This window comes from Demequina aurantiaca, assembly GCF_050598105.1.
Taxonomy (GTDB): domain Bacteria; phylum Actinomycetota; class Actinomycetes; order Actinomycetales; family Demequinaceae; genus Demequina; species Demequina aurantiaca_A.
Map to the genome: position 1 here is coordinate 1620214 of NZ_CP192436.1, position 26756 is coordinate 1646969.

A 26756-nucleotide genomic window follows, 5' to 3' on the forward strand; every position below is an offset into this window, starting at 1 on the left:
CGGGGCTTGTGTGTTCCTCCTAAGAGGCCGCTATCGTCCCCGTCGCGACCAGCGCCACGATCACCGCGGCGAAGCCGATGCGGTAGTACACGAACGGCATGAACGAGTAGTTCGTGATGATCTTGAGGAACCAGACGATCACCACGTAGCCCACGGCGAACGCCACGAGCGCGGCCAGGATGGTGTTGATCCATCCCACGCCCCCGGGCGCGGTGATCTCCTGATAGTTGGTCGCCGCCTGGAAGAACCCGGAACCGAGTACCGCGGGGATCGCGAGCAGGAACGAGTACCGCGCCGCGGCCTCGCGCGTCAGTCCTAGGAACAGGCCCATGGAGATGGTGCCGCCCGAGCGGGAGACGCCGGGGATCAGCGCGGCCGCCTGAGCGAGTCCCAGCAGCCAGGCGTCCTTGCCGCGCAGCTCATTGAGGTCTCGCTTCTTCGCACCCACGCGGTCCGCCCACCCCAGGACCACCGCGAACAGCGCGAGGGTGATCGACGTGAGGTACAGGTTGCGCAGGCTGGTCTCGATCGCGTCTTGGAACAGCAGCCCCAGGACCACAATCGGGAACGAGCCCAGAATCACGAACCAGCCCAGGCGGGCATCGGGGCTGTGCGCCCCGAATCGGGAGCGCCTGTCGGCGCCCTGCCCGCCGCGAAGCGCCAACCACCACGCGCCGATGATCCGGACGATGTCCTTGCGGAAGTACAGCAGCACCGCGGCCTCGGTGCCGATCTGGATGATGGCGGTGAACGCGGCGCCGGGATCGCCTCCGCTGGGAAGCAGCGGTCCGATCGCCCGAATGTGCGCGCTCGAGGAGATCGGCAAGAACTCCGTCAGACCCTGGACGATGCCGAGGACAATCGATTCCCACCAATTCATAAGCGCAAGGTTACTGCCCGCGCGCCGCCCCCAGCCGCCGCCACGCTCGCGGTAAGTTCGCTGTCATGCAGCGCAATCGAGTCGGAGCCAGCGGCCTTGAAGTATCGGAACTCGCGCTCGGGACGATGAACTGGAGCCGCGACACCAACGCGGACGAGGCCGGCGGGCAGCTCGACGCCTTCCTCGACGCCGGCGGCACGCTTCTCGACACCGCGGCCTCCTACGCGGAGGGCGGCTCCGAGGCGCTCATCGGCACCCTTCTGGGCGGCACCGTCTCTCGCTCGGATGTGCAGATCTGCACCAAGGCGGGGATTCGCCGCACCGCCACCGGCGGAATGGTCGACGCGTCGCGCGACACCATGCTGACCACGCTCGACGAGTCGCTCGCGCGCATGAATACGGATCACGTGGACCTCTGGCTCGTCCACGCCTACGACCCGCGCACCTCGCTCGACGAGACGCTGCACGCGCTCGAGATCGCGGTCAACTCGGGGCGCGCCCGCTACGTCGGGGTATCCAACTTCCCCGGCTGGGCGACCGCGCGCATCGGCACCCTTGCAAGCACTCGCCCCAGCCTGGCCGCGACTCAGATGGAGTACTCGCTGGTGCAGCGCGGCATCGAGCGCGAGGTGGTGCCCGCGGCCGCGGAACTTGGCATGGGGATTCTGGCGTGGTCGCCGCTGGGCCGAGGCGTGCTGACCGGTAAGTATCGTTCGTCCATCCCCGCGGACTCCCGTGCGGCGTCCGAGCACCTGGCCGGCTTCCTCGACCCCTACATGAACGAGCGTGCGTCCGCGATTGTCGAGGCGCTGTCCACCGCCGCGGAGGGACTCGGCTCCACCGCGCAGGAACTGGCGCTGGGGTGGGTGCTCGCGCAGCCACACATCGCCAGTGCCGTGGTGGGGGCGCGTACCGCCGAGCAACTCGAACTGTCCTTGCGGGCTACCCAGACTCCCGTGCCCGCCGCGATCCTCGACGTGCTCGACGAGGTCACGGCACCCGAATTGGGATACCCCGAACGACGCTGACGTCGCACCTCACCGGTGCGAGGAATAGGAGGTGACGGATGTCTGTGAATCTCTCCTGCGAGCGTTACCTGAGGTCGAAGTCGTCGAGGTCGTCATCCATGTCGTCCTCGTCTTCCTCGGCATGGGGATCGATTTCCTCGTCGTCGAGAACCTCGTCGCCCTCGCTGTCCTCGTCCTCATCGGCGTGTTCGTCCTCGTCGTACTCCTCATCGTCCTCGAGGACCAGTGGCACGGCTTCGCCGAACTCCACGTCGAGCGCCTCCTCGTACGTCTCGAAGGTCTCCGCGACGGCGTCGTACGCGTCGTCGACGGCCGCATCGGTCGCGCTCCGTCTAGACGCGACGGCCTCCAGGTGCGTCTCCAATGCGGAGACTAGGAGTTGGAGGGCCTCGCGTGGTTGTGTGCTCATAGTTACGACGGTACCCGCGCCAACGATTAAATGGGAGCGATCATGAATGAATTCTTACCCCGTGCAGACGCTCACGTCGTGTCCCCGCGACGCAAGCAGCCCACCCCGCGTCGCCATTTCGAATGGCGCGTGGTGGACATCGCCAGCGACATGTCTCGCTCCGACGCGCATGGGCTGCTCACCGAGCATGCCGAGTACGGCCAGTGGGAGCTAGCGCGGTCGGTCATCTACACCGGCGGCGCCAGGCGGGTTTGGCTGCGCCGCCGGGTCATGCGCCTGCAGCGCACCGACGCGGCCTAGCCCCCCTCGCCCGCCGCCGAGTACCCCGTGGGGCTGGTCAGCAGTCCTTCTGGTCAGCAGTCCTTGAGGAACGCGGTGAGCACGCGCTCGCCAAAGTGCAGGCTCTCCACCGGGATGCGCTCGTCGATGCCGTGGAACAGCGACGGGAAGTCGAGGTCCTCGGGCAGCTGGAGAGGCGCGAAGCCGTAGCCGGCGATGCCGATGGAGGCGAGGTGCTTGTTGTCCGTGCCGCCCATGAGCGCGTACGGCAGGACCGGAGCGTCTGGGTCCTCGGCACCGAGCGCGGCGATCATCTTGTCCACCAGCGGCACGTCGAACGGGACCTCGAGCGAGCGCTCCGTGATGTAATTCTCTACCTTCACGTGGCTGCCGGCGAGTTCCTCAATCTTGCGCAGCACCGTCTCCTGTTGTCCCGGCAGGTAGCGGGTGTCGACGAAGCCAGTGGCGGTGTCTGGGATCACGTTGGTCTTGTAGCCCGCGTCCATCATGGTGGGGTTCGAGGTGTTGCGCACGGTCGCGGCGATCATGCGCGCGTTCGCGCCGAGCCCGTCGATCAGCTTCGCGACGCACTCCTCCGTGGGCTCGAACTCGACGTCGGTCAGGTCCGCGATCCCGCGCAGCAACTGCTCGACGGTGGGCGACATCTCCAGCGGCCACTCGTACTGCCCAATGCGCGCCAAGGCCCCCGCGAGGTGAGTGACGGCGTTGTCCTCGTGGATGAGGCTGCCGTGGCCCTGCTGACCGTCCGCGACCAGGCGCAGCCACTGGATGCCCTTCTCAGCGGTCTGAACCAGGTAGGCGCGGCGTCCGTTCACGTACGTGGAGAAGCCGCCCACCTCGCTGATGGCCTCGGTCGCGCCGCGGAAGTCCTCGGGGTGGTTCTCCACCATCCACTTGGCTCCACGAGCGCCGCCGTGCTCCTCGTCCGCGAAGAACGCGATGACGATGTCGCGGGGAGGCTTTACTCCGGCATCGATCATGCTCGCCACGGAGGCCAGGATCATGGCGTCCATGTTCTTCATGTCGACCGCGCCTCGGCCCCACACCATGCCGTCCTTGATTTCCGCGCCAAACGGGTCAACGGACCAGTCGTCAGCGAACGCCGGCACCACGTCCAGGTGGCCGTGGACCACCAGCGGCGGGCGCGTGCGGTCGGATCCCTCCCACAGGCACGTCAACGACGCGCGCCCGGGCTCGGACTCGCGGATGGTCGGCTCCAAGCCGAGGTCCGTGAGGTATGCCGCGACGTAGTCGGCGGCGGCGCGCTCCCCCGGTCCGGGCGCATCACCGTAATTCGACGTGTCGATGCGGATCAGGTCTTGGCAAATGCGAACGACGTCGCGCGAAGCAGTCATGCCTCCAGGCTAGCGCCGTGCGGAAACGAGGAAGGACCCGAGCCACGCGGGCTCGGGTCCTTCCTCTAAGCACTATTAACGCGGACGCTACGTCAGGAGGCTAACGCCACCAGGTCCAACCAGCAGTCCGATCACGATCAGGACGACACCCCAGAGGATGTCCTTCCTGACTATCCGGATAATTCCAAGTACTACGAGAATGACTGCTGCGATCCAGAGAATAAAGTCCCACATGGGAGCCCCCTTTTAGTTCGTGGTAGTAATGCTCGGACGCCTAGGTCAACCGTCGCGTTTTTAAGATAATTCCCGACTTCCAAAAATTTACCGGCACTTGACCAGGGGTTTCCGCTGGTTGGGAGGCGTTGGTGGCCGCCTCATGGCGTGCGCCTAGAGTGCACCTCTGCCCGGATGAGGCGGTGACTCTCGCGCAGCCTGGCGGGGGTATCTTGCCCCGGAAACGACAAAAGGACCGGAGCTTTCGCTCCGGCCCTTCACTGTGTGTCCGAGGGGGGACTTGAACCCCCACGCCCTTGCGGGCACTAGCACCTCAAGCTAGCGCGTCTGCCAATTCCGCCACCCGGACAGGGTGATCGAGATGCTGTCTCCAGCGCCTCAATGCGACCGTAATCGTAGCACGGCAAATGGTCGTGCAATGAACCACTTTCACCTAAAGTCACGGCTCTTAGCGGGAACCTTGAGACTCAGCGGCGCCAGGTGCTCGGCGACCAGGTTGGTGGCGCCGTCGGCCCTCTCGATGCGGCCGCGGATCACGAGGGCCGGCGAGCGCCGAGCGACGGCTTGGAACCTCTTCCACACCCCCACCGAGCAGATCACGTTGAGGAAGCCCGTCTCGTCCTCGAGGGAGATGAAGGTCACCCCCTTCGCGGTTCCCGGCCGCTGACGGTGCGTCACTACTCCCGCCACGGAGATGCGCCGCTCCGCATCGTGGTGCAGCACCTGATCCACCGTCAGCACCCCGTTCCTCTCCAGCCCGTCCCGCACAAAGACGGTGGGGTAACTCTCCGTCGATACTCCCGATGCCCATACGTCAGCCACAGCTTCCTCCACCTCACTCATCCCGGGCAGCATTGGTGCCGCCACTCCTGTTGTCACGTCCGGCAGCGTGTCCGGACCCTCGCGAGACAGCGCACCCGCGGCCCACAGCCCCTCCCGGCGGCTCACGCCGAGCGTCTCTAGCGCCCCGCCCGTCGCCAGTGCCTCCCACTGCGCTGTCGACAGCCCCTTGGCGGGGACAATGCCCGCGTCACCCTTAACGCCCTTGGGTCGCACGCGCACGCGCCGCGCCATGTCCGTCAGCGACTCAAAGGGCCCATCCACTCGCGCGTCGACGATCGCCTGCGCCGCATCGGCTCCTATTCCGCGCACGGAGGCCAGCCCCATGCGCACCGCCAAAGTCGGGTCCACGTGCGACAGCGCCGCCAGGTCCTCGCGACGCTCGCTGGGCGCCGATGCTCCACTCGCCAGCCGCTCGACCCTCGCCAGGACGTGCGAACGGCTCACGCACGGGCGCAGCACGGTCTGCCCGTGGCGGCGCGCATCGGCGGCCAACGACTGCGGCGAGTAGAAACCCATCGGCTGCGCCGCGAGCAGCCCAGCGTAGAACGCGGCCGGCTGATGCACCTTGAGCCAACTGGAGGCGTAGACCAGGTATGCGAACGAGTACGAGTGCGACTCCGGGAACCCAAAGTCGCTGAACGCCTTGAGCTTGTCGAAGATCTGCACCGCCACGTCGGCGGAGATCCCGCGTCCGTTCGCGCCCACCATGAACTTGGCCCGCAGCGCCTCCATGCGCTCGGGGCTGCGCTTGGAGCCCATCGCGCGGCGCAGCTGGTCCGCGAGCGAGCCGTCGAACCCAGCGGCGTCCATGGCCATCTGCATCAGCTGCTCCTGGAACAGCGGGATGCCCAACGTCTTCTCCAGCGAGGGCTTGAGCAGCGGGTGCAGGTAGGTGACCTCCTCGCGGCCCCGGGCCCGGTTGATGTACGGATGCACCGATCCGCCCTGGATGGGTCCGGGGCGAATCAGCGCGACCTCGATCACGATGTCGTAGAAGCGACGCGGCCGCAGGCGCGGCAGCGTCGCCATCTGCGCGCGCGACTCCACCTGGAACACCCCCACGGTGTCCGCGGCGCACAGCAGGTCGTACACCCCCGGGTCCTCCTGCGGGAGGGAGTGGAGGCCCAACTCGGGTCCGCCGTGCTCGCGAATGAACTCGAACGCGTACCTGAGGGCGGACAGCATGCCCAGCCCCAGCAGGTCGAACTTGACCAGGCCGGCGTCCGCGCAGTCGTCCTTGTCCCACTGCAGCACGGTGCGCCCGGGCATGCGCGCCCACTCCACCGGGCACACGTCGATCACCGGGCGGTCGCACAGCACCATGCCGCCCGGGTGAATCCCCAGGTGGCGCGGCAGTCGCATGAACTGCTGCGCGAGGTCCAGCACCGGGTCGGGGATGTGGTCGAGGTCCTGCGGGGGGTTCTTGTTCGGGGACTGGTCGTCCATATTGAGGTCCGGCCAGGCCGGGCTCGGGGCCGCCGCCTCGGGGCGCGAGCGCACGCGCGCATCGGCGACCGGCTCCGGCCACACCGAGTCCCGGGTCACCGTCGCCTGCTGCTCCTGCTTCTCGGGCGAGACGCGCAGGTCGCCCCAGCGGTCGATGCTCTTGGACCACGCGTCCTGCTGGCCCACGTCGTAGCCCAGCGCCTTGGCTGCGTCGCGCACCGCGGAGCGCGGACGGTACTGGATCACGTTGGCGACCATCGCCGCGTTGATGCGCCCAAAGCGCCGGAACACGTACTGGATGACCTCCTCGCGCCGGTCCGACTCGATGTCCACGTCGATGTCCGGCGGCCCGTCGCGCTCGGGCGCCAAGAACCTCTCGAACAGCAGCCCGTGCGTCACGGCGTCCACTGCGGTCACTCCCAGCGCGTAGCAAACCGCGCTGTTGGCCGCGGACCCGCGCCCCTGACACAGGATGTCCGACTCGCGGCAGAAGTTGACGATGTCGTGGACTATCAGGAAGTAGCCGGGGAAGTCGAGCGCCTCGATCACGTTGAGCTCGTGCTCGAGCTGCTTCCACGCGCCGGGCACCCGCTCGTCGCCCTTTGGCCCGTAGCGGGCGTGCGCGCCGCGGGTGACCAGTTCGCGCAGCCACGACGCCTCCGTGTGTCCGTCCGGCACCGGGTACGGCGGCAGCTTGGGGGCCACCAGCTTGAGGTCGAACGCGCACTCGGCCGCCAGGCGCGCGGCCGTGGTCACCGCCTGCGGGGCGCGCCGGTGTCGGTACATCATCTCCGCGCCGCTGCGCAGGTGCAGCCCCGAGGACGACGGCAACCAGCCGTCCATGTCGTCGAGCGACGAGCGCGCCCGGACCGCGGACAGCGCGCTCGCCAGCTGCGCCCCCCGCGGGTTCGCGTAGTGCGCGTTCGTGGTCGCCACCAGCGGCAGGCCGGCGTCGAAAGCCAGGTCGCTCAGGGCGTCGTTGCGCTCGGAGTCCAGCGGGTCGCCGTTGTCGGTGATCTCCACGGCGACGTTGTCGTGGCCAAAGAGCGCCGCGAGGTTGTCCACCTCGATGCGCGCCGCGGCGAAGCCCTGCGCGGAGACGCCCCCGCCCAGCGCGCCCGAGGCGCCCGGTACTCCCACTCCCGCCAGCGCGCGCCGCACGTTGCCCTTGCGGCAGCCGGTCAGCACCAGGAACTCCCCCGCCCCAGTCTCCGCGAGCGACTCGAGCGTGTACCTGGCCAGCCCCTTCTCGGCGGTGGCAAGGTGAGCCATGCCGATGGCGTGGCTGAGGCGCGCGTAGCCGGCCGGCCCGCGCGCGAGCACCACCAGGTGACTCGAGCGCGGGTCTGGCTTGCCGGTGGGTGCGTCCAACACGGGGACTCCCCCGCGGCCGTCGGCCACGGGCAGGTGCAGTTCCGCGCCAAACACCGTCGGCATGCCGATGGCTCGGGCGGCGTTCGCGAACCGCACTGCGCCGTAGAGCCCGTCGTGATCCGTGAGCGCCATCGCGCTGAGTCCCAGCCGCCCCGCCTCCGCGACCATCTCCTCAGGCTGGCTCGCCCCGTCCAGGAAGCTGAAGGCGCTATGAGCGTGCAGTTCCGCATAATCGGCCAGGTCAGTCATAGACCGCCTCCAATGCCCAGACGCCGCCGGAGAAGGACGCCAGCACGGCCGGCCCCTCACGCACCGCGATCTGCACGTACGCGCCGCGCGTGGAGTCAGGCGCCCACCATCTCTCCACTACCGGCCACGGCCCGGCCCAGGCCTCGATGGGTTGGGGCAGCCCCCACGACGGCTCGCCGTTGTCTCCGACGTGCCCCGATGACGGATGCCTGCGGGCGGTGGCCATTCGCTCGTCCTTGGGGTCGACCGGCAGGCGCACCCACGTGGGCGGCGCGCTCATGCCCAGCCTGCGATCTACCGTCACGGGCTGACCGCCGGCGTCCAGCAGTGCGAGCGGCTGCGACGTCACCAGCACCGTGGCGGGCGCGGGGTCGGGGATGCGCCCCGGCCACGGGTGTTCGATTCGTCGACTGGGCGCGGACTCCTGCCCCCACGGCAGAGAGAGGACCCGGTCCCGCGGGTCACGCCCGCCCTGCTCGCGCACGGACAGCACTCCCTCCGCGCCGATGAGCCCCTGAATCCTCTCGAGCGTGCGGTGGGCACGGGCATCGGCGCCCGACACCCCACCCCACAAGTAAGCCTGCTCACTACCAAGGGTGATCACGTCCTGCGCCGTCACCGTCAGCGAGACCAGCGGCGCGGGCTCGGGTCCCTGCGAGGTGCCGGACAGCCACCCCTCGAGTTGCCAGCGCACGCGGTCGGCCATGTGCTTGGAGAAGGCCCCCGACCGGCTGCCCACGTCCGTGCGCCACACCCGCTCCAGCGAGTCACCGCGCTCGGTCCGGGCCGCGATGCATACCCGGCCGCACCTCACCCCGGCCTCCAGCAGCGCCTCATCCAGCTGACCAGCCACGTGCGCGGCGACCAGGGCGAGCTGCTCCACTCGCTGCGCGGGCTCCTCGAAGACGTACTCCACCGCGATGTCGTCCTCGCTGCGGCGCAGCACCGGCGGACGCACGTCCTCGCCGCGGCCTATCCGGTACGCCCACATGCCCGCCGGGCCGAACCGCGCCAGCACGTCCGCACTGGGTAGCGCGGTGAAGTCGTGCAGCGAATGCAGCCCTAGCCGGGTCAGCACGCTGGCGAGGTCCTCGACCGCCTCCCTGTGCTGTCGCTCCATGGCCGCGAGCGCCAGCGTGTCGATCGGCAAAGATGAAAGGTAGTCGGCGGATCCACCCACCGGCACCAATACCGAGTTGCGTGCGGCGACGATGGCGGCAAGCAGCCCGTCCGCGGCCCCCACGGAACACTCGTACCCGGCGTAGTCGGCGACGGAGCTTACGAGGGCCTCCGCCAGCACCTCCTCCGAGCCGTGAAAGCGCGCGGCGCCATCGGCCGGAATCATCAGCAGGCCGGGTCGCGAGACCTCAACACCGGCCACCACTCGCTCGGCTGCGGCGGCGACCGCCTCGAACTCGCGCGAGTCCCGGCCCTCGTCGTACGGCAGGATCTCCAGTTCGGGGCAGGCCCGCTGGGCGAGTCGCTTACGCATGCCGCGCTTGACCCCGGCCGCGCGTGCGGCGGCGGAGACCGCGACCATGCCGCGCCCGTGCAGGACGGCGGCCGGCACCTCCGACCCCAGTCCCGCGGCGGTCATCGCCGCGGCCACCGGCCAGTCCGGCACCCACAGGACCGCGCGCCTCACCGTGGAGACAGTTCCCTGACCCACCCCGCGCGGGATGCCCGCACGGGTACTCATGCGACCTCCTCGTCAATGACGGTCCGCGCACCGGGACGGGCCCACGCGACGCCCGGGTCGACGTCGAGGGTCACGTTCACTCGACGCCCCGAGCCCTGCGAGCGCCCCGCCACTATCACGGTCATCTCGCGTTCGCGCAGGCGCCCGTCCCCCGAGCCGAGGCCGCGCCAGTGACTGCCCTCCACTGTCAGGGAAACGTTCGCCCCGTCCCACTGCTCCGCCACAATCACTACGCTGCCGCGCTCCCGTGCCCGCGAGGCGAGCCTGCGCCGGTCCGCGTGCGACAGCGCCAGTCGGGGCCCGAGCATGACCACGTCCATGCCGTCCACGCAGGCACCGACCACCTGCGCGGCCTGAACCCCCGGGTGTGGCATGAGCGCGAGGCGCGACAGCTCTATCCCCCGCCGCGCGGCCGCCACCACGCCCACCCTGGGCAGGCCCACGATCGCGGTCCACGACCCGGCAGCCGATGCGGCCGCGCCCAGCGCGAGCATCAGCGAAGTCGCACCCTCGACGCTCACCACCTGGCCGCGCCGCAACCCCTGGGGAAGGAGCGCCCCGAGCGCCTCGGCCAGCGGCAAAGCGGGCGCCTCGTCGGGAACCCGTTCCACGCCCACCTTCTGGTGGACGGCCCCCAGCGCGGCTCGCGCTCGAGCAAGGCGCGTCTCGGTGCTGTCTCCACTCATCACGCCTCACCTCGCCTCACCTGCGACGGCGCCATCTCAACGACGACACCATTCGAACACTTGTTCGATTATCGCATTGAACGCCGACATCGGCGCACTGTCAACCGAGCAGAGAGAGTGCCTCGCAGAGAAGGGGAGCGCATGTTTCAACTGCGCAGAACGATCATTCCCTGGCTAGGCGAACCGCAATCGCCGCGCGCCGCCCACGCAGTACCGCAACCACGACCCGAGCCCCGACCTGCGGGCCACCTCCGCTTTAGACTGGGGCGATGACACTTGACGTGGAAACCCTGCTCTCTGGTCCACGGGGTCGCCGCTTGTGCTTGGAGTTCGCCTTGTCCCACAGTGGCGGGGACACCCCCGAACGCACCGCACTTTGGGAGCTGCTTTTCTATTCGACTCATCGTCTGGAATTGGCGCGGGGCCAGGCGGGGACGATGTTCGGCCCGGGAGCCCAAGAACCCCTTCCCGACCCGAGCGTTGCTGATATCTCCGCCGCCCTGGACGACATTCCGTTAGACATAGTCAATGACGCCACAGCCCTCCCGTCGCTGACCGCAACGGTCGAAAGTGCGCGCTACTGGCAGGAGCCCGACGGAACCGACGAACTGCTCCGGTCCCCTGGGATGAGGCTCGCGTTGGAGCGGGTTGCGACACACATTGTCGCTTCGCCGTCGATCTCATGGTGGAGCCATCCAATGAATTCCGAGCAATGGAACGTTCAGTTCAAGGACGACCGTGAAGCCCCCTCGAGACCACCCGCCGACGAAGCCCTCCGCCTTTGGCAAAAACACGAGGTCGAGAACGAGCGCATAGCGATAAGGGAGCGTCCCGTGGATCCTGCCGCCAACTGGAGTGGCGACTGGTGGTCCAAACCCGCATGGGCTCTCACCACGTCGTCGCGGGACCTTCACGGACTCGGACCGGCAGGGCTTTGGCTGGTCGAGGACGGGCTTGGCTGGGATGAGGCCTACAGCGAGCTGGTGGATCACGAAAACGCGCCTCGGGTTTACGAGATCACCACCGCAGATTCGTGGGCCAAACTCTGCAGGGAGTATCCACTGGACGTCACCGCGTCGCGACGCCACGACTGGTACCGGACGACCGGCCGCGATGGCCGATGGGTCATCCCCAACTGGGCGCGAGTCTCCCCCGACTTCGATGCTGTGCACTTGTCCGTCGCCGCCTATCTGTCCTTAGCAGGAATCTCCATCGACGTCGATGGCACAAGCGCCAGCGTTATCGCCGGATGGAACCCCGACGAGACTTACTGGTTGACCGACGTGTCGTCAGAACCAGCCACCCGCACCACCTGGATGCGCGACGACGGCGCTACCCAGTGGCGGAGGAGTTAGAGGACGCCTGGCGAGTGCGCGCGGATCGCAGTCACAAGGCAGGATCCGCGGTTCTACCTTCGCTCGTAGACGTCACTTCTGTGCCCGAGCGAAACAACGACGACAAGCAGGACGTCATCGTGAATTGAGTAGATGATGCGATAGCTGCCCACACGCACCCTCAGCCCAGGTCGGCCCTGGAGCGCCTTGGCTCCGGGCGGTCTCGGGTCCTCGCCAAGCAGCGCGATCGCGCCCCTGATGCGTGCCTGGTCCTGATGATCGATGCGCTTCAGCGCGCGAGCGGCGGCAGGCCGCAACTCGATACGGTACTTCACACCCAGCCCAGGTCCGCCTTGACCTGCGACCAAGGAATGTTTGTGCCCTCTTCAGCCATCGCATCGTCGAATGCTGCGGCATCTTCCGCGTCTTCGAGCGCTTCCATCATCTGCTCGTACTGTTCGGGGCTGACGACTACCGCGGCGCGCTTTCCCCGGCGCTCGATGAATACAGCCTCATCCTTGGCGCGGGAGATGACTTCGGAGAAGTTCTTGCGTGCTTCTGCGATGCTCAGGTTCGACATGAATCAAATGTACATTTACGAGATTCATTTGTACATAGCAAGCAGTCACCCTGTTCGGTAACATGCAAAATATGGGCATCAAACTGGAAAACGTGGGCATCGCGGTCCGCGACCTCGACGCCACGATCGCGTTCTTTACCGACCTCGGGCTCACCGTGGTGGGCCGCGACACGGTCAGCGGGGAGTGGGCCGACACCGCAGTCGGGCTCGACGGCAATCACTCCCGCATCGCGATGCTGCAGACCCCGGACGGACACGGCGTACTCGAGTTCTTCGAATACATCCACCCGGAGGCAATCGAGACGGAACCCACTCGCCCCAACGAGATCGGCATGCACCGCGTCGCCTTCTCCGTCGACAGCCTTGACGACGCACTAGAGATCGCCGCCAAGCACAACTGCTACCCCCTTCGCGGAGTGGCGACCTACGAGGACGTCTACAAACTCACCTACATCCGCGGCCCCAGCGGCATTATCGTGATGCTTGCCGAGAAACTGCAGGAGTCGCCATGACCGTCCGTGTCGACCTGAACATCTCGCTCGACGGGTAAGCCACCCCCCAACCGATGCGCTCGCCACGGCACGCGACGCGGCTGGCGGCAAGGACGTGAGAATCGGCGGTGGCGCAACGGTCGTACGCGACTTCCTCAAGGCCAGACTCGTCGCCCAACTTCACGTCGGCATCGCGCCCATTCTGTTGGGCCGCGGCATTCGCCTCTGGGACGACCTCCGAGAGCTGGGGTCCCGCTGCGCCGTCCACTCCGAGGTCGCGGAGAGCGGCATCCTCCACGTCACATTCCGACGCACCTGAGGCTCTTCGCGCCCCTCACTACCCCAATCCCTCCGCACAGCCTTCCCTCGTATGGATCCGCCCGGCGATGTAAGCGTTTGCCAGTGCGCCCCCAAAGCAACTCGCCCCAAGCATCGTCCGCGAGAGATTTGAACAAAGGGGGCAGTCGATTCCTGTTGCAAACGCCAATGCAAGCGCATACACTACGGGCGAGACCTGCAATGAAGGAGGATCGACGTGAGCACCGCCGCCCGCTACAAAAAGCCCCTAGTGATCACCGCGATAATCGCCGTGGCCGCGCTTGTCGTGATCGGCATCGTCACGGGAAGCGACAACTCCAACGATCCGCAAGCGGTCGCCCCGCTGCGCGAGGCCGTCACCGACCAGAACTTCTACTTCGTGATGGCCGATCGCTTCGCCAACGGCGACACCGCGAACGACGACGGCGGGCTGGGCGAGGACCCCATGGTCTCGGGCTTCGACCCCACCCGCGCGGGCTTCTACCAGGGCGGCGACCTCAAGGGTCTGACGGACAAGCTCGACTACATCGAAGGCCTGGGCACCACCGCAATCTGGCTCACCCCCAGTTTCACCAACAAGGCCGTGCAGGTCGAGGACAACTCCGCCGGGTATCACGGCTACTGGATCACCGACTTCACGAACATCGACCCACACCTGGGCACCAACGACGACCTCGCCGCCCTCGTCGACGCCGCCCACGAGCGCGGCATGAAGGTGTTCTTCGACATCATCACCAACCACACCGCGGACGTGATCGGCTACGAGACCAACCCCCGCGAGGCGTACGTGTCCAAGGACGAGCAGCCCTACACCGACGCCGATGGCAACCCGTTCGACGACCGCGCCTATGCCTTTGGCGGCGCCGATGCGGCGGAGGACTTCCCCGCTCTCGACGCCCAGACCTCGTTCCCGTACGTTCCCGTGCTCGAGCCGGGCGAGGAAGACGCCAAGACCCCCGCGTGGTTGAACGACGTCACGCTCTATCACAACCGCGGAAACACCACCTTTACCGGGGAGGACAGCCAGTATGGCGACTTCTTCGGACTCGACGACCTATTCACGGAGAACCCCGTGGTGGTGGACGGCATGATCGACATCTACAGCACGTGGATCGAGGACTTCGGCATCGACGGCTTCCGCATCGACACCATGCGCCACGTGGACGACGGCTTCTGGCAGCGGTTCGGGCCCGAGGTGCTGCAGTTCGCGCACGACCAGGGCAAGGAAGACTTCTTCATGTTCGGCGAGGTGTTCGACACCTCGCGCCCGTACACGTCGACCTTCACCACCGCGGACAACATGCAGGCCGTGCTCGACTTCCCGTTCCAGGACGCGGCGCGCACGTTCGCCTCGGCGGGTGGCGGCGCGCAGGCCCTGGCCGACTTCTACGCGGACGACGACTGGTACACCGACGCCGACTCCAACGCGTATCAGCTGCCCACCTTCCTGGGCAATCACGACATGGGCCGCATCGGCAGCTTCATCGAGGCGGACAACCCGGGCATCGCGGACGACGAGGCGCTCGCCCGCGACACCCTCGCCCACCAGCTCATGTACCTGACGCGCGGCAACCCGGTCATCTACTACGGCGACGAGCAGGGCTTCACCGGCGAGGGCGGCGACATCCAGTCGCGTCAGCCGATGTTCGCCACCCAGATCGACGAGTACGCGTCCCAGGACCTGATCGGCACAGACGCGACGCAGGCCGAGGACACCTACGACACCGCTCACCCGCTTTACGCGACCATCGCGGATCTCGCGGCGCTGACCAAGGCGCACCCGGCGCTGCGCAACGGCGCCCAGCAGAACCGCTACGCCGACCCCGGTGCCGGCATCTACGCGTTCTCGCGCATGGACCGCGACCAGGGCGTCGAGTACGTGGTCGCCGTCAACAACTCCGACCAAGAACGCACGGCAAAGGTATCGACGTGGTCGCCGTCTACCGAGTTTGTCGGCATCTACGGCGCGCAGGGCTCCCTCGCGGCCGATGCGGATGGCCAGCTGGGCGTGACCGTTCCCCCGTTGTCCGCGGTGGTCTACCGGGCTGCCGAGGCGATCCCCGCATCGGACGCCGCGCCGGGCGTCACCATCTCCGACGCCGCTCCCGCACCCGATGCCCCCGGCCGCATACACGTGGGGGCCGACCTCGACTCCGACGCCTATGCGGAGGTGTCCTTCTGGGCCGACTCGGGGGACGGCTGGGAGTACATCGGCACCGACGACAACTCGCCCTACGTGGTCTACCAGGACGTCTCGTCGCTCGCGCCGGGCACCAAGGTCGATTACGTGGCCGTTGTCGCGGACAACGCGGAGAATACCTCAATGTCCGACGCGGTCACCGCGCAGGTCGCAGCTCCCGACGTTGACATCACCTCCCCCGAGATCGGCTCGACGCTGGGCGCAGCCCCGGTGGTTAGCGCGACGGTCACACCCGACCGCCCCGACACCTCGGTCACGTTCGAGCGCCAGATCGACGGCGGCGACTGGGAGCCGATCGGCACGGACACGTCAGCGCCGGTCTACACAGTGATTGACGACGCGTCCGGGCTCGCCCCCGGAGCGGACGTGCTGTATCGAGCGACCGCGACGCAGAGCGGCGTCACCACGCAGTCGTTGGCGTTGTCCACTCGGGCTGGAGCGCTCGCGCAGCCGGACGAGGTGGCGCTACCGGGCAGTCTCAACTCGGCCATGGGCTGCGGCGAGGACTGGGCGCCGGCGTGCGACCAGGCGCAAATGACGCTCGACGCAGACACCGCGACGTGGTCCATTACCGTGGACCTGCCCGCTGGCGACTACGAGTACAAGATCGCGATCGACCGCGCGTGGGAGGAGAACTACGGCGTGGACGGAGTGCCGGACGGCGCGAACATTCCGCTGTCGCTGACCGCAGACTCGACCGTGACGTTCACCTACGACAACGAGACCCATCTGGTGACTGTCAGCGGCGCGAGCTAGCCCGAAGCAATGTGCACAGCAGGACCCCATTGCACGGCCAGGTTGGCGCGCTGGCGCGATACACGAAACTGATGCGCGTCAGGGTCGAAGAGAAAACCGCACTACTCGCTTCGCGCCTGTTGTCCTTTTAGGTATAACTGCCTTCCAGCCATGGTGAAGAAAAGGATGCCTATGAGACCCCGGAAAACTACATTGCCTGCAGACCAAGCACTAACGATCAAAAGCACCATTACCACGGAGCCGATGCTATATAGCGCCAGATATCCTGGCTTATAGACTCGCCAAGCGCCCCTGCCTATATTCGATACTTCAGCCATCTTCTATTTTCTCCTCAAATACATATAACCTCGATTTTAGCCGCCCAAAATATATCGACTATCGCTCATTGACGGCAACTTGCAGCGTCTAGCCACATCACTACCCGAGCCCCGACCGGACTACTCGACCGCGGACCTGCTTGGGGACTGATCAGCCAGCGCACCTTGGCGCCGAGCAGCGCGGAGGCAGACGATCCCGAATCCAAGACAAACCACGGCGTACCAGCCGTTGAGGACGACACTGAAGAGCCCGTCCTCGCGGTAAAAAATCCAAGACACAAATACGATGATGGGAGCGCCCGATACGAGAAGCCACCCGACCCACATCGGGGGCGGCCACGGGGCGTCTTTGCCTTCGTTCATAGCGACCTTTCCTCCCGCGCGATCAGCTCAGTTACATATCCCCTGAACCCTACTCAACAGTTTGCTCTCGACCGCGTAGGTGAGCACACTTTGTGCGCCCCTAGGCTGAATTAGGGTCGCTCGGTTGGATCGTTGATGTATTAACGAGTTGCTCCATTTAGAGGCAAGCTTGCGCCGTCAGCCCCTAACGAGGGCCCTCACGTATTGGCCGCCTCCGTCCATGGACTCGCCACGCACAACGCTTCAGGAGAGGCTTGGTATTCCGCACCAGACTCGGTAACGACTGCGGTCATGTGCGTCGCGTCGGCTGTGCCGATGATCCATGTTTGGTTTGAGGTGTCGAGATAGCCGATCTGGGCGTATTCATATCGGGTCAACGTGGGCGAGGCGCCGTGTTCCGTGAAGTTGGCGATTAGTTGTGCGACCGCGTCTTCGGGTGTCGCGCCAGTTCCACCGGAGACCGCCCAACTCGGTATGCCACGGATTGGACACCCCAGGCCGGCAAGGGTCTGGTCCGACCAATGATGGTCGGGGTCCACGACAGTCACATTGACCACTGCACCCTCGTGCTCGAGCATCGAGCACGACAGTCGAAGCTCACCTGTGGGCACAGCCAACATCCAGGTCTCCGGGGACTCTGGCATGGGGTCTCCGCCCAGACCGTAATTCAAGTAAGTACCCTCTGGCGCTTCGCTCGTCACGCGAACTGCGACGCCCGACGCTGTCGCCGCCACCGTGTCGCTCGACACTCGCAACGTGAAGTCCGCGTCACACAGGACATCTACGACGGTGGGTGCCGCCGTTCCGTCAGGTGAGTGAGATGACTCCCCGGGCACCAACGGGGACGCCTCAGGTCTGTTGTCCGACCACAGCCACGCGCCAAGCGTCACGAGCACCAGAATCGCAAGGGTGGCGACGACCTTCACCACAGTCGATGGATGCGCGGACGATAATCGTTGCCCGGACATTTCCGCCCCCTACGGTCCACACGCAGAAACAAGTGAACTCAACCTACGCTACGTCGGTTCTCTTTACATCGAGGAGGCAAAGCCGACTGAGGCCCGCCTCACCTCCGTCTTTTCCCTCGGGGAGTGCTCGAGTACGGCAACTAGGCCGTGTGCGCGCCGAAACCGTCGTATTCGCCTCTTGCGTCTTCGACGATGGCGATCACCTCGGCCAGAAACGCAGCCACCTCGTCGTCACCGAGCGCCTGGTCGCGAGTTGCCTGGAGAGCAACCTTCAGTCCCCTGCGGCTCGTCTCGACTTTGAACCCCGCAGCTTCAAGTGCCGAAACAGCCGTCTGGGCGTGCTTTCGGCGCCTGAAATAGGCGAAGTGATCTACCGGCCGTGAAGCGGTCAGGACATCCTCCAACTTGACGCGTTGTTCACGCTGCGGAGTCCAGAGGGCGATCTCTCGATCAAGGGTGGTTTGGTGTGGCATGCCCCAAGTCTGGCAGGTCACCGCGAGCGGCGTCAGCCCTTGAGCCCGCGCCTCGTCGCGATTACACCAGCAACAACGCGCCAGCCGATAAGGGTTGCGGCAAGGAACAACGCCGCGACGATCATGAACGAGACCGCCACCCCCTGACTGCTCACCAACCGCAGCAGAATCCCGCCGCCGAACGCGGACGCCCAAATAATCACGCCGGTGGGCCACCATGCGCACGGCTTGCGCCATGCCTTGGCCAGCGCCCAACCCGCAGCGGCCCCCACGAGGAACGGCCACAAGGTGCCGAGCAACCCGAGCCCGTTGCCACCCAGAATTCCCTCTTCGTGGGTCGCGCGCCCGACCACCGCGAAGACCAGGATTGCCCCCGCGTCCAGCGCAGCCGCACCGCGCGCCGCTTGCTTCAGGTTCATCTTCACCCTTTCCGCACATCAGTATGGCGGTAGATGGCGAGTTCAACGTCCCACCGCACCACTCGCACCATCTGGTGTTAACGTTGAAATATGCGTCGCGCCACCATCACTGTGCCTCCTCAACTCGAAGACGAACTTGAGTCGTTTATGGGCGCGCAACCCGCACGGCCGTCGCTCACCTCAGTCGTCGAAGCTGCACTCACGGCCTATCTCAACCCGCGCGACAAAATGGAGTCGTCGCGGCTCGTCGACGTCGTGCGATCGCGAGAGGCCATTCGAGGCATAGGTGTCAAGCACGGCGCAACACGCATCGGGCTGTTCGGCTCAGTCGCGAACGGCACTGACACTCCAGCATCCGACGTGGACATCTGGGTGGAGACGGCTCCGAACGTGACGCTTTTTGACCTAGCCGCAATGCGGTCGGAGTTCACAACTCTGCTGGGCTGCCCCGTGGATGTACTGACGCTCGAGGGTCTGCCTCAGTCGGAACGTGAGGCACTGGTCAATGCTTCCCTCGTCCTATGACCGACACGCCCCTGTCCGCACGAGATCTTGATCGGCTCCGTCACATCGCCGAAGCATCCGAGCGCGCGCTTCGCTATACCTCTGAGGGCCGAGCATCGCTCGACGACGAGCGCACGTACGACGCCGTACTGCGTTGTTTGACGGTCATCGGTGAGGCCCTGGCCGCCGTAAGCGACGAGGCGTATCGTCGCCTGCCGTCAGTGCCACCCGGCCTGCCCAAGGCGCAGCGGAACCTGATCGTCCACGAGTACTGGCGCATCAAACCCGAAGTCATTTGGGCGACCGTCCAGCAGCAGCTTCCATCGCTCATTCATGACGTCAAGACGGCATTAAACGAGTAGCAACAACACCAGGTAGTTAGCGAACGCGCAGTTCCCACAGCGCGACAGCCGATGCAGCGGCCACGTTCAGCGAGTCCACTCCCCCGGCCATGGGGATCACCACGGGCACGTCGACGTGGGCCAGCGCCGCGCGTGTCATGCCGTCACCCTCGGTGCCCATCACCAGCGCCACCTTGTCGTGGTTCAGCGCCGCGAACTCGTCGAGCGCCACCGCGCCCTCCTCGAGCGCCATGCCGGCCACTACGAAGCCGTCTTCGCGCAGCTCGTCGAGCACTCCGGGCCAACTCTCGGCCCGCGTCCAGGGCACCTGAAAGACCGTGCCCATCGACACCTTGACGCTGCGGCGGTACAGCGGGTCCGCGCAGGTGGGAGACACGATGACCGCGTCCGCGCCGATGCCCGCGACGGAGCGGAAGATCGCCCCCACGTTGGTGTGGTCCACGATCCCCTCGAGCACCACCACGCGGCGGGCGTCGCGCACGAGCTCGGCAACGCTGGGCAGTGCCGGCCGATGCATCGCCGCCAGGGCGCCCCGGTGCACCTGGTAGCCGGTGACCTCCTCGAGGACGTCGTCGGGGGCCACATAAAGAGTCACGTCCGCCGCGGCCTCTCCCAACGCCTCGACGATGCCGTCCACCCACTTGGGCGTCATCAGCAGCGAGCGGGGCGAGTGCCCGGCGCGCACGGCGCGGGCGATCACCTTGGCCCCCTCGGCCATGTACAGCCCGCGCTCCGCCTCGAGCGAGCGGCGCAGCGCGACGTCGGTCAGCCCGCGGTAGTCGCTCAGGCGCGGGTCGTCGGCTACTTCAATGGGGATGACAGGCATGCGCCCATTGTCCCAGGTGAGCGGCGCCGCTCGGTGTCGAACATGAGAAGCCCCCGGACGCGCAGAAGCCCCGGCGAGACATGCCCGCCGGGGCTTGTGCAACTTGGCTACTGCATCGGCCGCTAGTTCTGGCCCTTGGAAGCGTTCGGGTCAAAACGGCGACCCGACTTGGTGCCGGCGTCCGTGGCGTCGGCCGTAGCGTCCTCGACCTCCCGGCGTGCTGCGGCGAGCGCCTCACGCGGGTCCGCTAGCGCGGAGGTCAGGTTGCTGGGCTTGCGGTCAGGCGAAGGCTTGAGCGGGTCGATGTCTTCCTCGACGCCGAATCCTGCGGAGATGGCCTTGAGCGCACCCGTGAACTCGGTGGGCACAAACCAGATCTTGTTGGACTCGGTCTTGGCGATCTCGGGAAGCATCTGCAGGTACTGGTACGCGAGCAGCTTGGAGTCCGCGTCACCCTGGTGGATAGCCTCGAAGACCTGAAGGATCGCTCGTGCCTCACCCTCGGCGCGCAGAATCTTGGACTGAGCGTCACCCTCTGCGGTCAGAATTGCCGACTGCTTCTCGCCCTCGGCGGTCAGAATCGCGGACTGCTTGACGCCCTCCGCGGTCAGGATCGCGGCGCGACGGTCACGCTCGGCACGCATCTGCTTCTCCATCGAGTCCTTGATCGAGGGGGGCGGCTCGATGGCCTTGAGCTCGACTCGGTTGACGCGAATACCCCACTTGCCGGTGGCCTCGTCAAGCACTCCGCGCAGCTGACCGTTGATCTGGTCACGGCTGGTGAGCGTCTGCTCGAGGTCCATGGTTCCGACGATGTTACGCAGCGTCGTCGTGGTGAGCTGCTCCACACCCTGGATGTAGTTGGCGATCTCGTAGACCGCGGCCTTAGGGTCCGTGACCTGGAAGTAGATCACCGAGTCGATGTCGACAACCAGGTTGTCGGACGTAATCACGGACTGGGGCGGGAACGAATACACCAGCTCGCGGCGGTCCACCTTGTGGCGAACCTTGTCGACGAACGGCACGAGGAAGTGCAGTCCGGCGTCCATGGTGCGCGAGTAACGACCGAGTCGTTCAACGATGAACGACTGGGTCTGCCGGACCACCACAATTGCCTTAGCAATCGCGACGATCACGAAGATGATCAAAACTAGCGCGGCAACACCGGCGACTAGTTGCACGTTTTCATCCATGCTTCACTCCTTCTCTGGGGCGACGATTGCCGTCGCACCGCTAATGGCCACCACGGTGACCTCGGAACCTTCTGAAATCTCTGGCGCATCATCCTGAGTGCGCGCGCTCCACACCTCGCCGTTGAGTTTGACGCGACCACCGGTCTCAGTGATCAGGTCGAGCGTGCGGGCCCCGCGTCCTACCAACGCGTTGGAGTTCATCTCGATCATCGGGCTCTTCTTACCGAGCACCGTCACGAGGTACGGCCGCAAAGTAAGGAAGGCCGCCACTGACACGACCGCAAACACCAGCGCCGACAGCCACCACGGTGCGCCGACTACGGCCACTCCACCCGCCGCTAGCGCACCGATAGCGAGCATCGCGAACGTCAAGTCGAGCGTCACTATTTCTATGATGCCGAACGTCATTGCGCCGACAAACCACCATAACCATTGCATGGCAAACCTCCTTAGTTGAAGGCTACCAATCGGCGCCTACCTGGGCCATCGTCCCTTGGGATGACTACGGTCGAGGCGACGTGTCATTCCGACGCCCGATGCAGTGGCGGAGCCATTGTCACCTGCTCGCGCTTCACACTCTTCCTCACCGCTAGCTACGAATGAACGACGGCAAGCACAATGCCGTAGATGCCTAGGATCACCGCAGTCGAGACGACGTCCTGGCGAGTCACCGCGGAGCGCCTCATGGAACCGGTCGGTTTGGATCGCCACGTTCCGAAATTGTCGATACCCACGGGGTTGCTCTCAACGCACTCCACTTCCCAGAGCTCCGCAAGCTCAGCGCCCAGCTCGAGCGCCCGCTTTCTTGAAGTTCTCGTGGTCTGCGAGGTCCCCGTGGGCATGTCCAGGCCAGATCCGTCATCGCCCTCGACGAGCACCCTGTCCGGTGCGGACTGCACCGTCACACGACGGATGCTGGCTACCGGTATGAAGGTCTTCCAGACATAGGTCTCGGAGACCAGACCCGCTGAGTTGGCGCGCCATTCAGCTTGCTGAAACCGAATGAGCATGGGCACTATCGGAGCGAGGACCAACGCACTCACAAGCCAACCCGGCCACGGAAGTACCAGCGTGGGAATCATTAGCACGGCGGTCAAGAAGCAGCCCCCGACAGTCAAGGTCACGCGCTGGGCAGCCGGGAACCGGAACACGACCTTGCGGTTCGCGCTATTGCTCAAGTCAACGAGCTTTACTTTAGGAAGCGCGTCGCGCCGAGTAACGCCCGGCTTCCTCGCGTAGCTCCACCGGCATGTCGTACAGCGCCGACAGATTCTCGTTCGTCAGCGTCTGCGCGATGGGTCCCGCTGCGGCGACCTTGCCGTCGCGCATCAGCATTACGTGGGTGAAGCCCACGGGGATCTCCTCCACGTGGTGGGTGACCATGATCATGGCCGGCGAGCGGTGGTCGCTTGCGAGCTCGGTCAGCGCGCCCAGTAGTTCCTCGCGGCCGCCTAGGTCCAGCCCAGCAGACGGCTCGTCGAGCAGCAGCAACTCCGGGTCGGCCATCAGCGCGCGCGCAATCTGGGTGCGCTTGCGCTCGCCCTCGCTCAGAGTCCAGTACTGCCGGTCGGCAAAGCCACTCATGCCGAACGCCTCGAGCAACGCGTCGGCGCGGTCGTCGTCCATGCCCTCGTACTTCTCGCGCCAGCGACCAGTCACGCCGTGCGCGGCGGTGATCACCACGTCGCGAACCAGTTCGTACGGCGGAAGCCTGTCGGCCAACGCCGCGCTGGACAGCCCCACGCGCACGCGCAGTTCGGTGGTGTCCGTGTCGCCGAGTCGCTCGCCGAGGACGAACACGTCGCCGCCCGACGGGAAGGTCTGGGCTGCGGCCAGCGTCATCAGCGTGGTCTTGCCCGCACCGTTGGGTCCGAGCACCACCCAGCGTTCGTCGTCGTTTACCGTCCACGACACGTCACGCAGAATCTCGTTCTCATCGCGACGCAGCCAAACACCATCGAAACGCAGTACCTCAGTCATGTACCGAGCCTATCCGAGGATCTCTTGGTAGACGCCCAGCGTGCGCTCCCCGATGGTCTCCCACGAGAAGTCGTTCGTCGCTCGCGCGCGCCCCGCCTTACCCCAGCGTCGAGCGCGCTCAACGTCGGACGCCGCATCGGTCAGGGCGGCCGCCATGTCGCTGATGAACTCGTCCGGCCGCAGCGGCGTGCCGGTGCCGTCGGTCATCTGGTCGAGGGGGACCAATAGCCCCGTCTCGCCGTGCACCACTACCTCGGGGATTCCCCCGGTGGCCGATGCGACGACGGGCAGGCCCACGGCCATCGCCTCCAGGTTGACGATGCCAAGCGGCTCGTAGATGGACGGGCAAGCAAAAACGGTGCAGGCATCGAGCACCGCGACCAGCTCCGCGCGGGGCAGGTGCTTCTCGATCCAGATCACTCCGTCGCGCGTCTCCTGCAGCTTGGCGACGGCCCCGGCGACCTCGGCGGCGATCTCCTTGGTGTCCGGCGCCCCAGCGCACAGCACTACCTGGATCTCGGGGGGAAGCTGCTCCACGGCGCGCAGGAAGTACGGCAGGCCCTTCTGACGCGTGATGCGCCCCACAAAAACCAGCGCCGGGCGGTCCCGGTCGATTCCCCACCGGGCCACCGTCGCATCGGCGGCCGCCTTCTCCTGATCCGTGCTGGGCGCGACCCACGCATCGACGTCGATGCCGTTGTGGACGACGCGCACCTTGTCGGGATCGATCGCGGGGTAAGACCTCAGGATGTCGTCGCGCATGCCAGCGCTCACGGCGATCACGCAGTCGGCCGCCTCGTAGGCGGTCTTCTCGATCCAGGACGACACGGCGTAGCCGCCGCCTAACTGCTCGGCCTTCCACGGGCGCAGTGGCTCCAGGGAGTGAGCGCTCAGCACGTGAGGGATGTCGTGCAGGCGGGCCGCCAGGTGGCCGGCCATGTTCGCGTACCAGGTGTGCGAGTGCACGATGTCGGCGCCCGCGCAGTCCTTGGCCATCGGCAGGTTGTGGGCAAGGACGTCCAGGGAGGCGTCTCCGACCCCGCCGCCCAACGCCTCGTAGCCGGTCACGTGGGGCTCGTCGCGTTTTCCGTCGAACGCGCGCACCTCCACGTCGATGTGTTCGCGGAGGACCGCGGCTAGTTCGGTGACGTGGACGCCGGCGCCTCCATAGATGTGGGGCGGGTACTCGCGAGTGAGGATATCTGTGCGCATGACTCCCACGCTAGTCCTAACCTCTTGCGCGCGCCCCTATCCCACGCGGCGTTACCCACGTATGCTGGCAAGATGTCAGATCCAAAGGTCCTCGCCATTGTCCTAGCCGGAGGCGAAGGCAAGCGCCTGATGCCAATGACGGCCTCACGCGCTAAGCCCTCAGTCCCGTTCGGCGGCACGTACCGCCTCGTGGACTTTGCGCTGAGCAACCTCGTGAACTCCGGTTACCTGCACGTGATTGTGCTGACTCAGTACAAGTCGCACTCGCTCGACCGTCACATTGCCCGCACGTGGCGCATGTCGCCGCTGCTCGGCAACTACGTGGCTCCCGTGCCCGCGCAGCAGCGCCGCGGCAAGCACTGGTACCTGGGTAGCGCGGACGCTATCTACCAGTGCGTCAACATCATCGAGGACGAGAAGCCCGACATCGTCGTCGTGGTCGGCGCCGACCACGTGTACCGCATGGACTTCTCCCAGATGGTCGAGGAGCACATCGCCTCGGGCGCGGAATTCTCCGTGGCCGGTATCCGTCAGCCCATCGAGCTCGCCAGCGAGTTCGGCGTGATCGACGTGGACAAGGAAAACCCGGGCATGATCAAGGCCTTCCTTGAGAAGCCGACCAACCCCGAGGGACTGCCGGACAGCCCCAACGAGGTGCTCGCCTCCATGGGCAACTACGTCGCCAACGCCGACGCGCTGCTCGAGGCCCTGTCCGCCGACACCGACAACGACGACTCCAAGCACGACATGGGCGGCGACATCGTGCCCTACTTCGTCAATAAGGGCACCTGCGCGTTCTACGACTTCCAGAACAACGACGTCGCGGGATCGACGGACCGCGACCGCGACTACTGGCGCGACGTCGGCACCATCGACTCGTACTACGACGCGCACATGGACCTCATCGCGGTCCTGCCCATCTTCAACGTCTACAACGCCGAGTGGCCCGTGCACCAGGGACTCATCACCGAGCCCCCCGCCAAGTTCATCCACTCCGAGGAGGGACGACTCGGCCACGCCGCGGACTCCGTGATCTCCCCCGGCGTGATTGTCTCCGGCGCGACCGTCACCGGCTCCGTCTTGTCCCCCGGCGTGCGACTGCACTCCTGGTCGAGCGTGTCTGACTCGATCCTGCTCGACCACGTGATCGTCAGCAGGCACGCGCAGGTCCACCGCGCCATCCTCGACAAGAACGTCATCGTGGAGGAGGGCGCCCGCGTCGGAATCGACCGCGAGTCTGACATCGCGCGCGGCTTCACCGTGACCGAGTCGGGCATTACGGTCGTGGCCAAGAACACCGTCATCACTGCATGAGTCGACTGTGCGTCCTGGATGTCGACTCCACACTGATCACCGCAGAGGTCATTGAGCTCATAGCGGAGCGCGCCGGAACGCGCGACGAGGTGGCCCGCGTCACCGAGTCCGCGATGCGCGGCGAGTTGGACTTTGGCGAGTCGCTAGCTGCCCGCGTGGCGACGCTGAAGGGCCTTCCCGCCAGTGTGTGCGACGACGTCCTGGCCGAGGTCGAGTTCACTCCCGGCGCGGAGAATCTGGTGGCGACCCTGCAGAGCGAGGGCTGGATCGTCGCGCTCGTGTCGGGCGGCTTCCGCGAGATCGTCGAGCCCCTGGGGGCACGCATCGGCATCACGCTCACGCGCGCCAACGGTCTCGAGGTGGGCGCCGACGGACTGCTCACGGGACGCACCTACGGCCCGGTGATCGACCGTGAGGCCAAGGCCGTCGCGCTCAAGGAATTTGCGGCCGATGCGGGAATCGACCTGAGCGCTACCGTCGCCATCGGCGACGGCGCCAACGACCTCGGCATGATGGCAGTGGCCGGGTTGGGCATCGCGTTCAACGCCAAGCCCATCGTTCAGCAGCAGGCCGACGTCGCACTGAACTCCCCGCGGCTCGACGCAGCGCTCGAGGTCATCGAGCGCTAGAGCGCAGGTGGGCA

At 66.2% G+C, this 26756-nt stretch carries 28 protein-coding genes and 1 tRNA gene; 10 read left to right on the plus strand and 19 right to left on the minus strand.

The window, feature by feature from the left end; all coding sequences use genetic code 11:
* Positions 1-19: 19 nt before the first annotated feature.
* The gene (locus ACQU6B_RS07235; RefSeq protein WP_430866874.1) at positions 20-880 is read right to left on the minus strand and encodes an undecaprenyl-diphosphate phosphatase; all 861 of its coding nucleotides are present in this window, start codon (positions 878-880) and stop codon (positions 20-22) included.
* 65 nt (positions 881-945) lie between these two features.
* On the opposite strand from ACQU6B_RS07235, the gene ACQU6B_RS07240 reads away from it, so the two are divergent.
* The gene (locus tag ACQU6B_RS07240) at positions 946-1908 is read left to right on the plus strand and encodes an aldo/keto reductase (RefSeq protein ID WP_430866875.1); all 963 of its coding nucleotides are present in this window, start codon (positions 946-948) and stop codon (positions 1906-1908) included.
* 64 nt (positions 1909-1972) lie between these two features.
* On the opposite strand, the gene ACQU6B_RS07245 is transcribed toward ACQU6B_RS07240, so the two are convergent.
* Positions 1973-2317 carry a primosomal protein gene (locus ACQU6B_RS07245; RefSeq protein WP_430866876.1) on the minus strand — a complete coding sequence of 115 codons (345 nt, stop codon included), beginning with the start codon at positions 2315-2317 and terminating at the stop codon, positions 1973-1975.
* Positions 2318-2359: 42 nt separating this feature from the next.
* Here ACQU6B_RS07245 and ACQU6B_RS07250 point away from each other — a divergent pair, with 42 nt between their 5' ends.
* Positions 2360-2617: a DUF5703 family protein gene (locus ACQU6B_RS07250; protein ID WP_430866877.1), complete on the plus strand. Its 258-nt coding sequence runs from the start codon at positions 2360-2362 to the stop codon at positions 2615-2617.
* Positions 2618-2670: 53 nt separating this feature from the next.
* Here the strand turns inward: ACQU6B_RS07250 and ACQU6B_RS07255 are convergent, their stop codons facing one another.
* The 6 genes from ACQU6B_RS07255 to ACQU6B_RS07280 form a co-directional block, all read right to left on the minus strand.
* On the minus strand, positions 2671-3972 hold the full coding sequence (locus ACQU6B_RS07255; protein ID WP_430866878.1) for a M20/M25/M40 family metallo-hydrolase: 1302 nt from the start codon (positions 3970-3972) through the stop codon (positions 2671-2673).
* Positions 3973-4059: 87 nt separating this feature from the next.
* Entirely contained in the window at positions 4060-4206 is a 147-nt protein-coding gene (locus ACQU6B_RS07260) for a GPGG-motif small membrane protein (RefSeq protein WP_430866879.1), read from the minus strand.
* Between the two features lie 265 nt (positions 4207-4471).
* Positions 4472-4555, minus strand: a tRNA-Leu gene (locus ACQU6B_RS07265).
* Positions 4556-4635: 80 nt separating this feature from the next.
* The gene (locus ACQU6B_RS07270) at positions 4636-8118 is read right to left on the minus strand and encodes an error-prone DNA polymerase (protein WP_430866880.1); all 3483 of its coding nucleotides are present in this window, start codon (positions 8116-8118) and stop codon (positions 4636-4638) included.
* On the minus strand, positions 8111-9817 hold the full coding sequence (locus ACQU6B_RS07275; RefSeq protein WP_430866881.1) for a DNA polymerase Y family protein: 1707 nt from the start codon (positions 9815-9817) through the stop codon (positions 8111-8113). Before ACQU6B_RS07275 ends, ACQU6B_RS07270 begins: the two co-directional genes overlap by 8 nt.
* The gene (locus ACQU6B_RS07280; RefSeq protein ID WP_430866882.1) at positions 9814-10503 is read right to left on the minus strand and encodes a hypothetical protein; all 690 of its coding nucleotides are present in this window, start codon (positions 10501-10503) and stop codon (positions 9814-9816) included. The genes ACQU6B_RS07275 and ACQU6B_RS07280 overlap by 4 nt, the downstream gene beginning before the upstream one ends.
* Positions 10504-11201: 698 nt before the next feature.
* Between ACQU6B_RS07280 and ACQU6B_RS07285 the strand changes: the two genes are divergently transcribed.
* A complete protein-coding gene (locus ACQU6B_RS07285) occupies positions 11202-11858 on the plus strand; it encodes a hypothetical protein (RefSeq protein ID WP_430866883.1) in 657 nt (218 codons plus the stop codon).
* 53 nt (positions 11859-11911) lie between these two features.
* Here ACQU6B_RS07285 and ACQU6B_RS07290 read toward each other — a convergent pair whose 3' ends face one another.
* Positions 11912-12172: a type II toxin-antitoxin system RelE family toxin gene (locus tag ACQU6B_RS07290; protein ID WP_430866884.1), complete on the minus strand. Its 261-nt coding sequence runs from the start codon at positions 12170-12172 to the stop codon at positions 11912-11914.
* Positions 12169-12417: a type II toxin-antitoxin system Phd/YefM family antitoxin gene (locus tag ACQU6B_RS07295; protein WP_430866885.1), complete on the minus strand. Its 249-nt coding sequence runs from the start codon at positions 12415-12417 to the stop codon at positions 12169-12171. Before ACQU6B_RS07295 ends, ACQU6B_RS07290 begins: the two co-directional genes overlap by 4 nt.
* A 71-nt stretch (positions 12418-12488) precedes the next feature.
* On the opposite strand from ACQU6B_RS07295, the gene ACQU6B_RS07300 reads away from it, so the two are divergent.
* The 3 genes from ACQU6B_RS07300 (at position 12489) to ACQU6B_RS07310 (ending at position 16182) form a co-directional block, all read left to right on the plus strand.
* A complete protein-coding gene (locus tag ACQU6B_RS07300; RefSeq protein ID WP_430866886.1) occupies positions 12489-12929 on the plus strand; it encodes a VOC family protein in 441 nt (146 codons plus the stop codon).
* Between the two features lie 94 nt (positions 12930-13023).
* Positions 13024-13227, plus strand: coding sequence for a dihydrofolate reductase family protein (locus ACQU6B_RS07305; protein ID WP_430866887.1), 204 nt, complete (start codon positions 13024-13026; stop codon positions 13225-13227).
* Between the two features lie 216 nt (positions 13228-13443).
* On the plus strand, positions 13444-16182 hold the full coding sequence (locus ACQU6B_RS07310; protein ID WP_430866888.1) for an alpha-amylase family glycosyl hydrolase: 2739 nt from the start codon (positions 13444-13446) through the stop codon (positions 16180-16182).
* Positions 16183-17059: 877 nt separating this feature from the next.
* Here the strand turns inward: ACQU6B_RS07310 and ACQU6B_RS07315 are convergent.
* The 3 genes from ACQU6B_RS07315 to ACQU6B_RS07325 all read right to left on the minus strand — a co-directional run bounded on the left by ACQU6B_RS07315 (position 17060) and on the right by ACQU6B_RS07325 (position 18722).
* Positions 17060-17830: a hypothetical protein gene (locus ACQU6B_RS07315; RefSeq protein WP_430866889.1), complete on the minus strand. Its 771-nt coding sequence runs from the start codon at positions 17828-17830 to the stop codon at positions 17060-17062.
* A gap of 140 nt (positions 17831-17970) precedes the next feature.
* The gene (locus ACQU6B_RS07320) at positions 17971-18303 is read right to left on the minus strand and encodes a ribonuclease E inhibitor RraB (protein WP_430866890.1); all 333 of its coding nucleotides are present in this window, start codon (positions 18301-18303) and stop codon (positions 17971-17973) included.
* Between the two features lie 32 nt (positions 18304-18335).
* Positions 18336-18722 (minus strand): DUF3054 domain-containing protein, encoded by a 387-nt coding sequence (locus tag ACQU6B_RS07325; protein ID WP_430866891.1) that lies wholly within the window; start codon positions 18720-18722, stop codon positions 18336-18338.
* A 90-nt stretch (positions 18723-18812) separates the two neighbouring features.
* Here ACQU6B_RS07325 and ACQU6B_RS07330 point away from each other — a divergent pair, with 90 nt between their 5' ends.
* Together ACQU6B_RS07330 and ACQU6B_RS07335 are read left to right on the plus strand one after the other, a co-directional pair.
* On the plus strand, positions 18813-19247 hold the full coding sequence (locus ACQU6B_RS07330; RefSeq protein WP_430866892.1) for a nucleotidyltransferase family protein: 435 nt from the start codon (positions 18813-18815) through the stop codon (positions 19245-19247).
* Positions 19244-19588, plus strand: coding sequence for a HepT-like ribonuclease domain-containing protein (locus tag ACQU6B_RS07335; protein ID WP_430866893.1), 345 nt, complete (start codon positions 19244-19246; stop codon positions 19586-19588). The genes ACQU6B_RS07330 and ACQU6B_RS07335 overlap by 4 nt, the downstream gene beginning before the upstream one ends.
* A gap of 16 nt (positions 19589-19604) precedes the next feature.
* On the opposite strand, the gene ACQU6B_RS07340 is transcribed toward ACQU6B_RS07335, so the two are convergent.
* The 6 genes from ACQU6B_RS07340 to glgA all read right to left on the minus strand — a co-directional run bounded on the left by ACQU6B_RS07340 (position 19605) and on the right by glgA (position 24799).
* Positions 19605-20414, minus strand: a complete 810-nt coding sequence (locus ACQU6B_RS07340) for a TrmH family RNA methyltransferase (RefSeq protein WP_430866894.1) — start codon at positions 20412-20414, stop codon at positions 19605-19607.
* A 122-nt stretch (positions 20415-20536) separates the two neighbouring features.
* Positions 20537-21607 carry an SPFH domain-containing protein gene (locus tag ACQU6B_RS07345; protein WP_430866895.1) on the minus strand — a complete coding sequence of 357 codons (1071 nt, stop codon included), beginning with the start codon at positions 21605-21607 and terminating at the stop codon, positions 20537-20539.
* Positions 21608-21610: 3 nt separating this feature from the next.
* Positions 21611-22045: an NfeD family protein gene (locus tag ACQU6B_RS07350; protein WP_430866896.1), complete on the minus strand. Its 435-nt coding sequence runs from the start codon at positions 22043-22045 to the stop codon at positions 21611-21613.
* 155 nt (positions 22046-22200) lie between these two features.
* On the minus strand, positions 22201-22617 hold the full coding sequence (locus tag ACQU6B_RS07355; RefSeq protein ID WP_430866897.1) for a hypothetical protein: 417 nt from the start codon (positions 22615-22617) through the stop codon (positions 22201-22203).
* Positions 22618-22801: 184 nt separating this feature from the next.
* On the minus strand, positions 22802-23587 hold the full coding sequence (locus tag ACQU6B_RS07360) for an ABC transporter ATP-binding protein (RefSeq protein WP_430866898.1): 786 nt from the start codon (positions 23585-23587) through the stop codon (positions 22802-22804).
* Positions 23588-23596: 9 nt separating this feature from the next.
* Positions 23597-24799 (minus strand): glycogen synthase, encoded by a 1203-nt coding sequence (gene glgA / locus ACQU6B_RS07365; protein ID WP_430866899.1) that lies wholly within the window; start codon positions 24797-24799, stop codon positions 23597-23599.
* Between the two features lie 72 nt (positions 24800-24871).
* Between glgA and glgC the strand changes: the two genes are divergently transcribed.
* Positions 24872-26113: a glucose-1-phosphate adenylyltransferase gene (gene glgC / locus ACQU6B_RS07370; protein WP_430866900.1), complete on the plus strand. Its 1242-nt coding sequence runs from the start codon at positions 24872-24874 to the stop codon at positions 26111-26113.
* Entirely contained in the window at positions 26110-26742 is a 633-nt protein-coding gene (gene serB / locus ACQU6B_RS07375) for a phosphoserine phosphatase SerB (protein WP_430866901.1), read from the plus strand. Before glgC ends, serB begins: the two co-directional genes overlap by 4 nt.
* The last annotated feature ends 14 nt before the right edge of the window (positions 26743-26756 follow it).

Excerpts from the sequence above, each read along its gene's own strand:
- ACQU6B_RS07235 (WP_430866874.1), bottom strand. The coding sequence starts at position 880 with ATGAATTGGTGGGAATCGATTGTCCTCGGCATCGTCCAGGGTCTGACG.
- ACQU6B_RS07240 (WP_430866875.1), top strand. The coding sequence starts at position 946 with ATGCAGCGCAATCGAGTCGGAGCCAGCGGCCTTGAAGTATCGGAACTC.
- ACQU6B_RS07245 (WP_430866876.1), bottom strand. The coding sequence starts at position 2,317 with ATGAGCACACAACCACGCGAGGCCCTCCAACTCCTAGTCTCCGCATTG.
- ACQU6B_RS07250 (WP_430866877.1), top strand. The coding sequence starts at position 2,360 with ATGAATGAATTCTTACCCCGTGCAGACGCTCACGTCGTGTCCCCGCGA.
- ACQU6B_RS07255 (WP_430866878.1), bottom strand. The coding sequence starts at position 3,972 with ATGACTGCTTCGCGCGACGTCGTTCGCATTTGCCAAGACCTGATCCGC.
- ACQU6B_RS07260 (WP_430866879.1), bottom strand. The coding sequence starts at position 4,206 with ATGTGGGACTTTATTCTCTGGATCGCAGCAGTCATTCTCGTAGTACTT.
- ACQU6B_RS07270 (WP_430866880.1), bottom strand. The coding sequence starts at position 8,118 with ATGACTGACCTGGCCGATTATGCGGAACTGCACGCTCATAGCGCCTTC.
- ACQU6B_RS07275 (WP_430866881.1), bottom strand. The coding sequence starts at position 9,817 with ATGAGTACCCGTGCGGGCATCCCGCGCGGGGTGGGTCAGGGAACTGTC.
- ACQU6B_RS07280 (WP_430866882.1), bottom strand. The coding sequence starts at position 10,503 with ATGAGTGGAGACAGCACCGAGACGCGCCTTGCTCGAGCGCGAGCCGCG.
- ACQU6B_RS07285 (WP_430866883.1), top strand. The coding sequence starts at position 11,202 with ATGAATTCCGAGCAATGGAACGTTCAGTTCAAGGACGACCGTGAAGCC.
- ACQU6B_RS07295 (WP_430866885.1), bottom strand. The coding sequence starts at position 12,417 with ATGTCGAACCTGAGCATCGCAGAAGCACGCAAGAACTTCTCCGAAGTC.
- ACQU6B_RS07300 (WP_430866886.1), top strand. The coding sequence starts at position 12,489 with ATGGGCATCAAACTGGAAAACGTGGGCATCGCGGTCCGCGACCTCGAC.
- ACQU6B_RS07315 (WP_430866889.1), bottom strand. The coding sequence starts at position 17,830 with ATGTCCGGGCAACGATTATCGTCCGCGCATCCATCGACTGTGGTGAAG.
- ACQU6B_RS07320 (WP_430866890.1), bottom strand. The coding sequence starts at position 18,303 with ATGCCACACCAAACCACCCTTGATCGAGAGATCGCCCTCTGGACTCCG.
- ACQU6B_RS07325 (WP_430866891.1), bottom strand. The coding sequence starts at position 18,722 with ATGAACCTGAAGCAAGCGGCGCGCGGTGCGGCTGCGCTGGACGCGGGG.
- ACQU6B_RS07330 (WP_430866892.1), top strand. The coding sequence starts at position 18,813 with ATGCGTCGCGCCACCATCACTGTGCCTCCTCAACTCGAAGACGAACTT.
- ACQU6B_RS07335 (WP_430866893.1), top strand. The coding sequence starts at position 19,244 with ATGACCGACACGCCCCTGTCCGCACGAGATCTTGATCGGCTCCGTCAC.
- ACQU6B_RS07340 (WP_430866894.1), bottom strand. The coding sequence starts at position 20,414 with ATGCCTGTCATCCCCATTGAAGTAGCCGACGACCCGCGCCTGAGCGAC.
- ACQU6B_RS07345 (WP_430866895.1), bottom strand. The coding sequence starts at position 21,607 with ATGGATGAAAACGTGCAACTAGTCGCCGGTGTTGCCGCGCTAGTTTTG.
- ACQU6B_RS07350 (WP_430866896.1), bottom strand. The coding sequence starts at position 22,045 with ATGCAATGGTTATGGTGGTTTGTCGGCGCAATGACGTTCGGCATCATA.
- ACQU6B_RS07355 (WP_430866897.1), bottom strand. The coding sequence starts at position 22,617 with ATGCTCATTCGGTTTCAGCAAGCTGAATGGCGCGCCAACTCAGCGGGT.
- ACQU6B_RS07360 (WP_430866898.1), bottom strand. The coding sequence starts at position 23,587 with ATGACTGAGGTACTGCGTTTCGATGGTGTTTGGCTGCGTCGCGATGAG.
- glgA (WP_430866899.1), bottom strand. The coding sequence starts at position 24,799 with ATGCGCACAGATATCCTCACTCGCGAGTACCCGCCCCACATCTATGGA.
- glgC (WP_430866900.1), top strand. The coding sequence starts at position 24,872 with ATGTCAGATCCAAAGGTCCTCGCCATTGTCCTAGCCGGAGGCGAAGGC.
- serB (WP_430866901.1), top strand. The coding sequence starts at position 26,110 with ATGAGTCGACTGTGCGTCCTGGATGTCGACTCCACACTGATCACCGCA.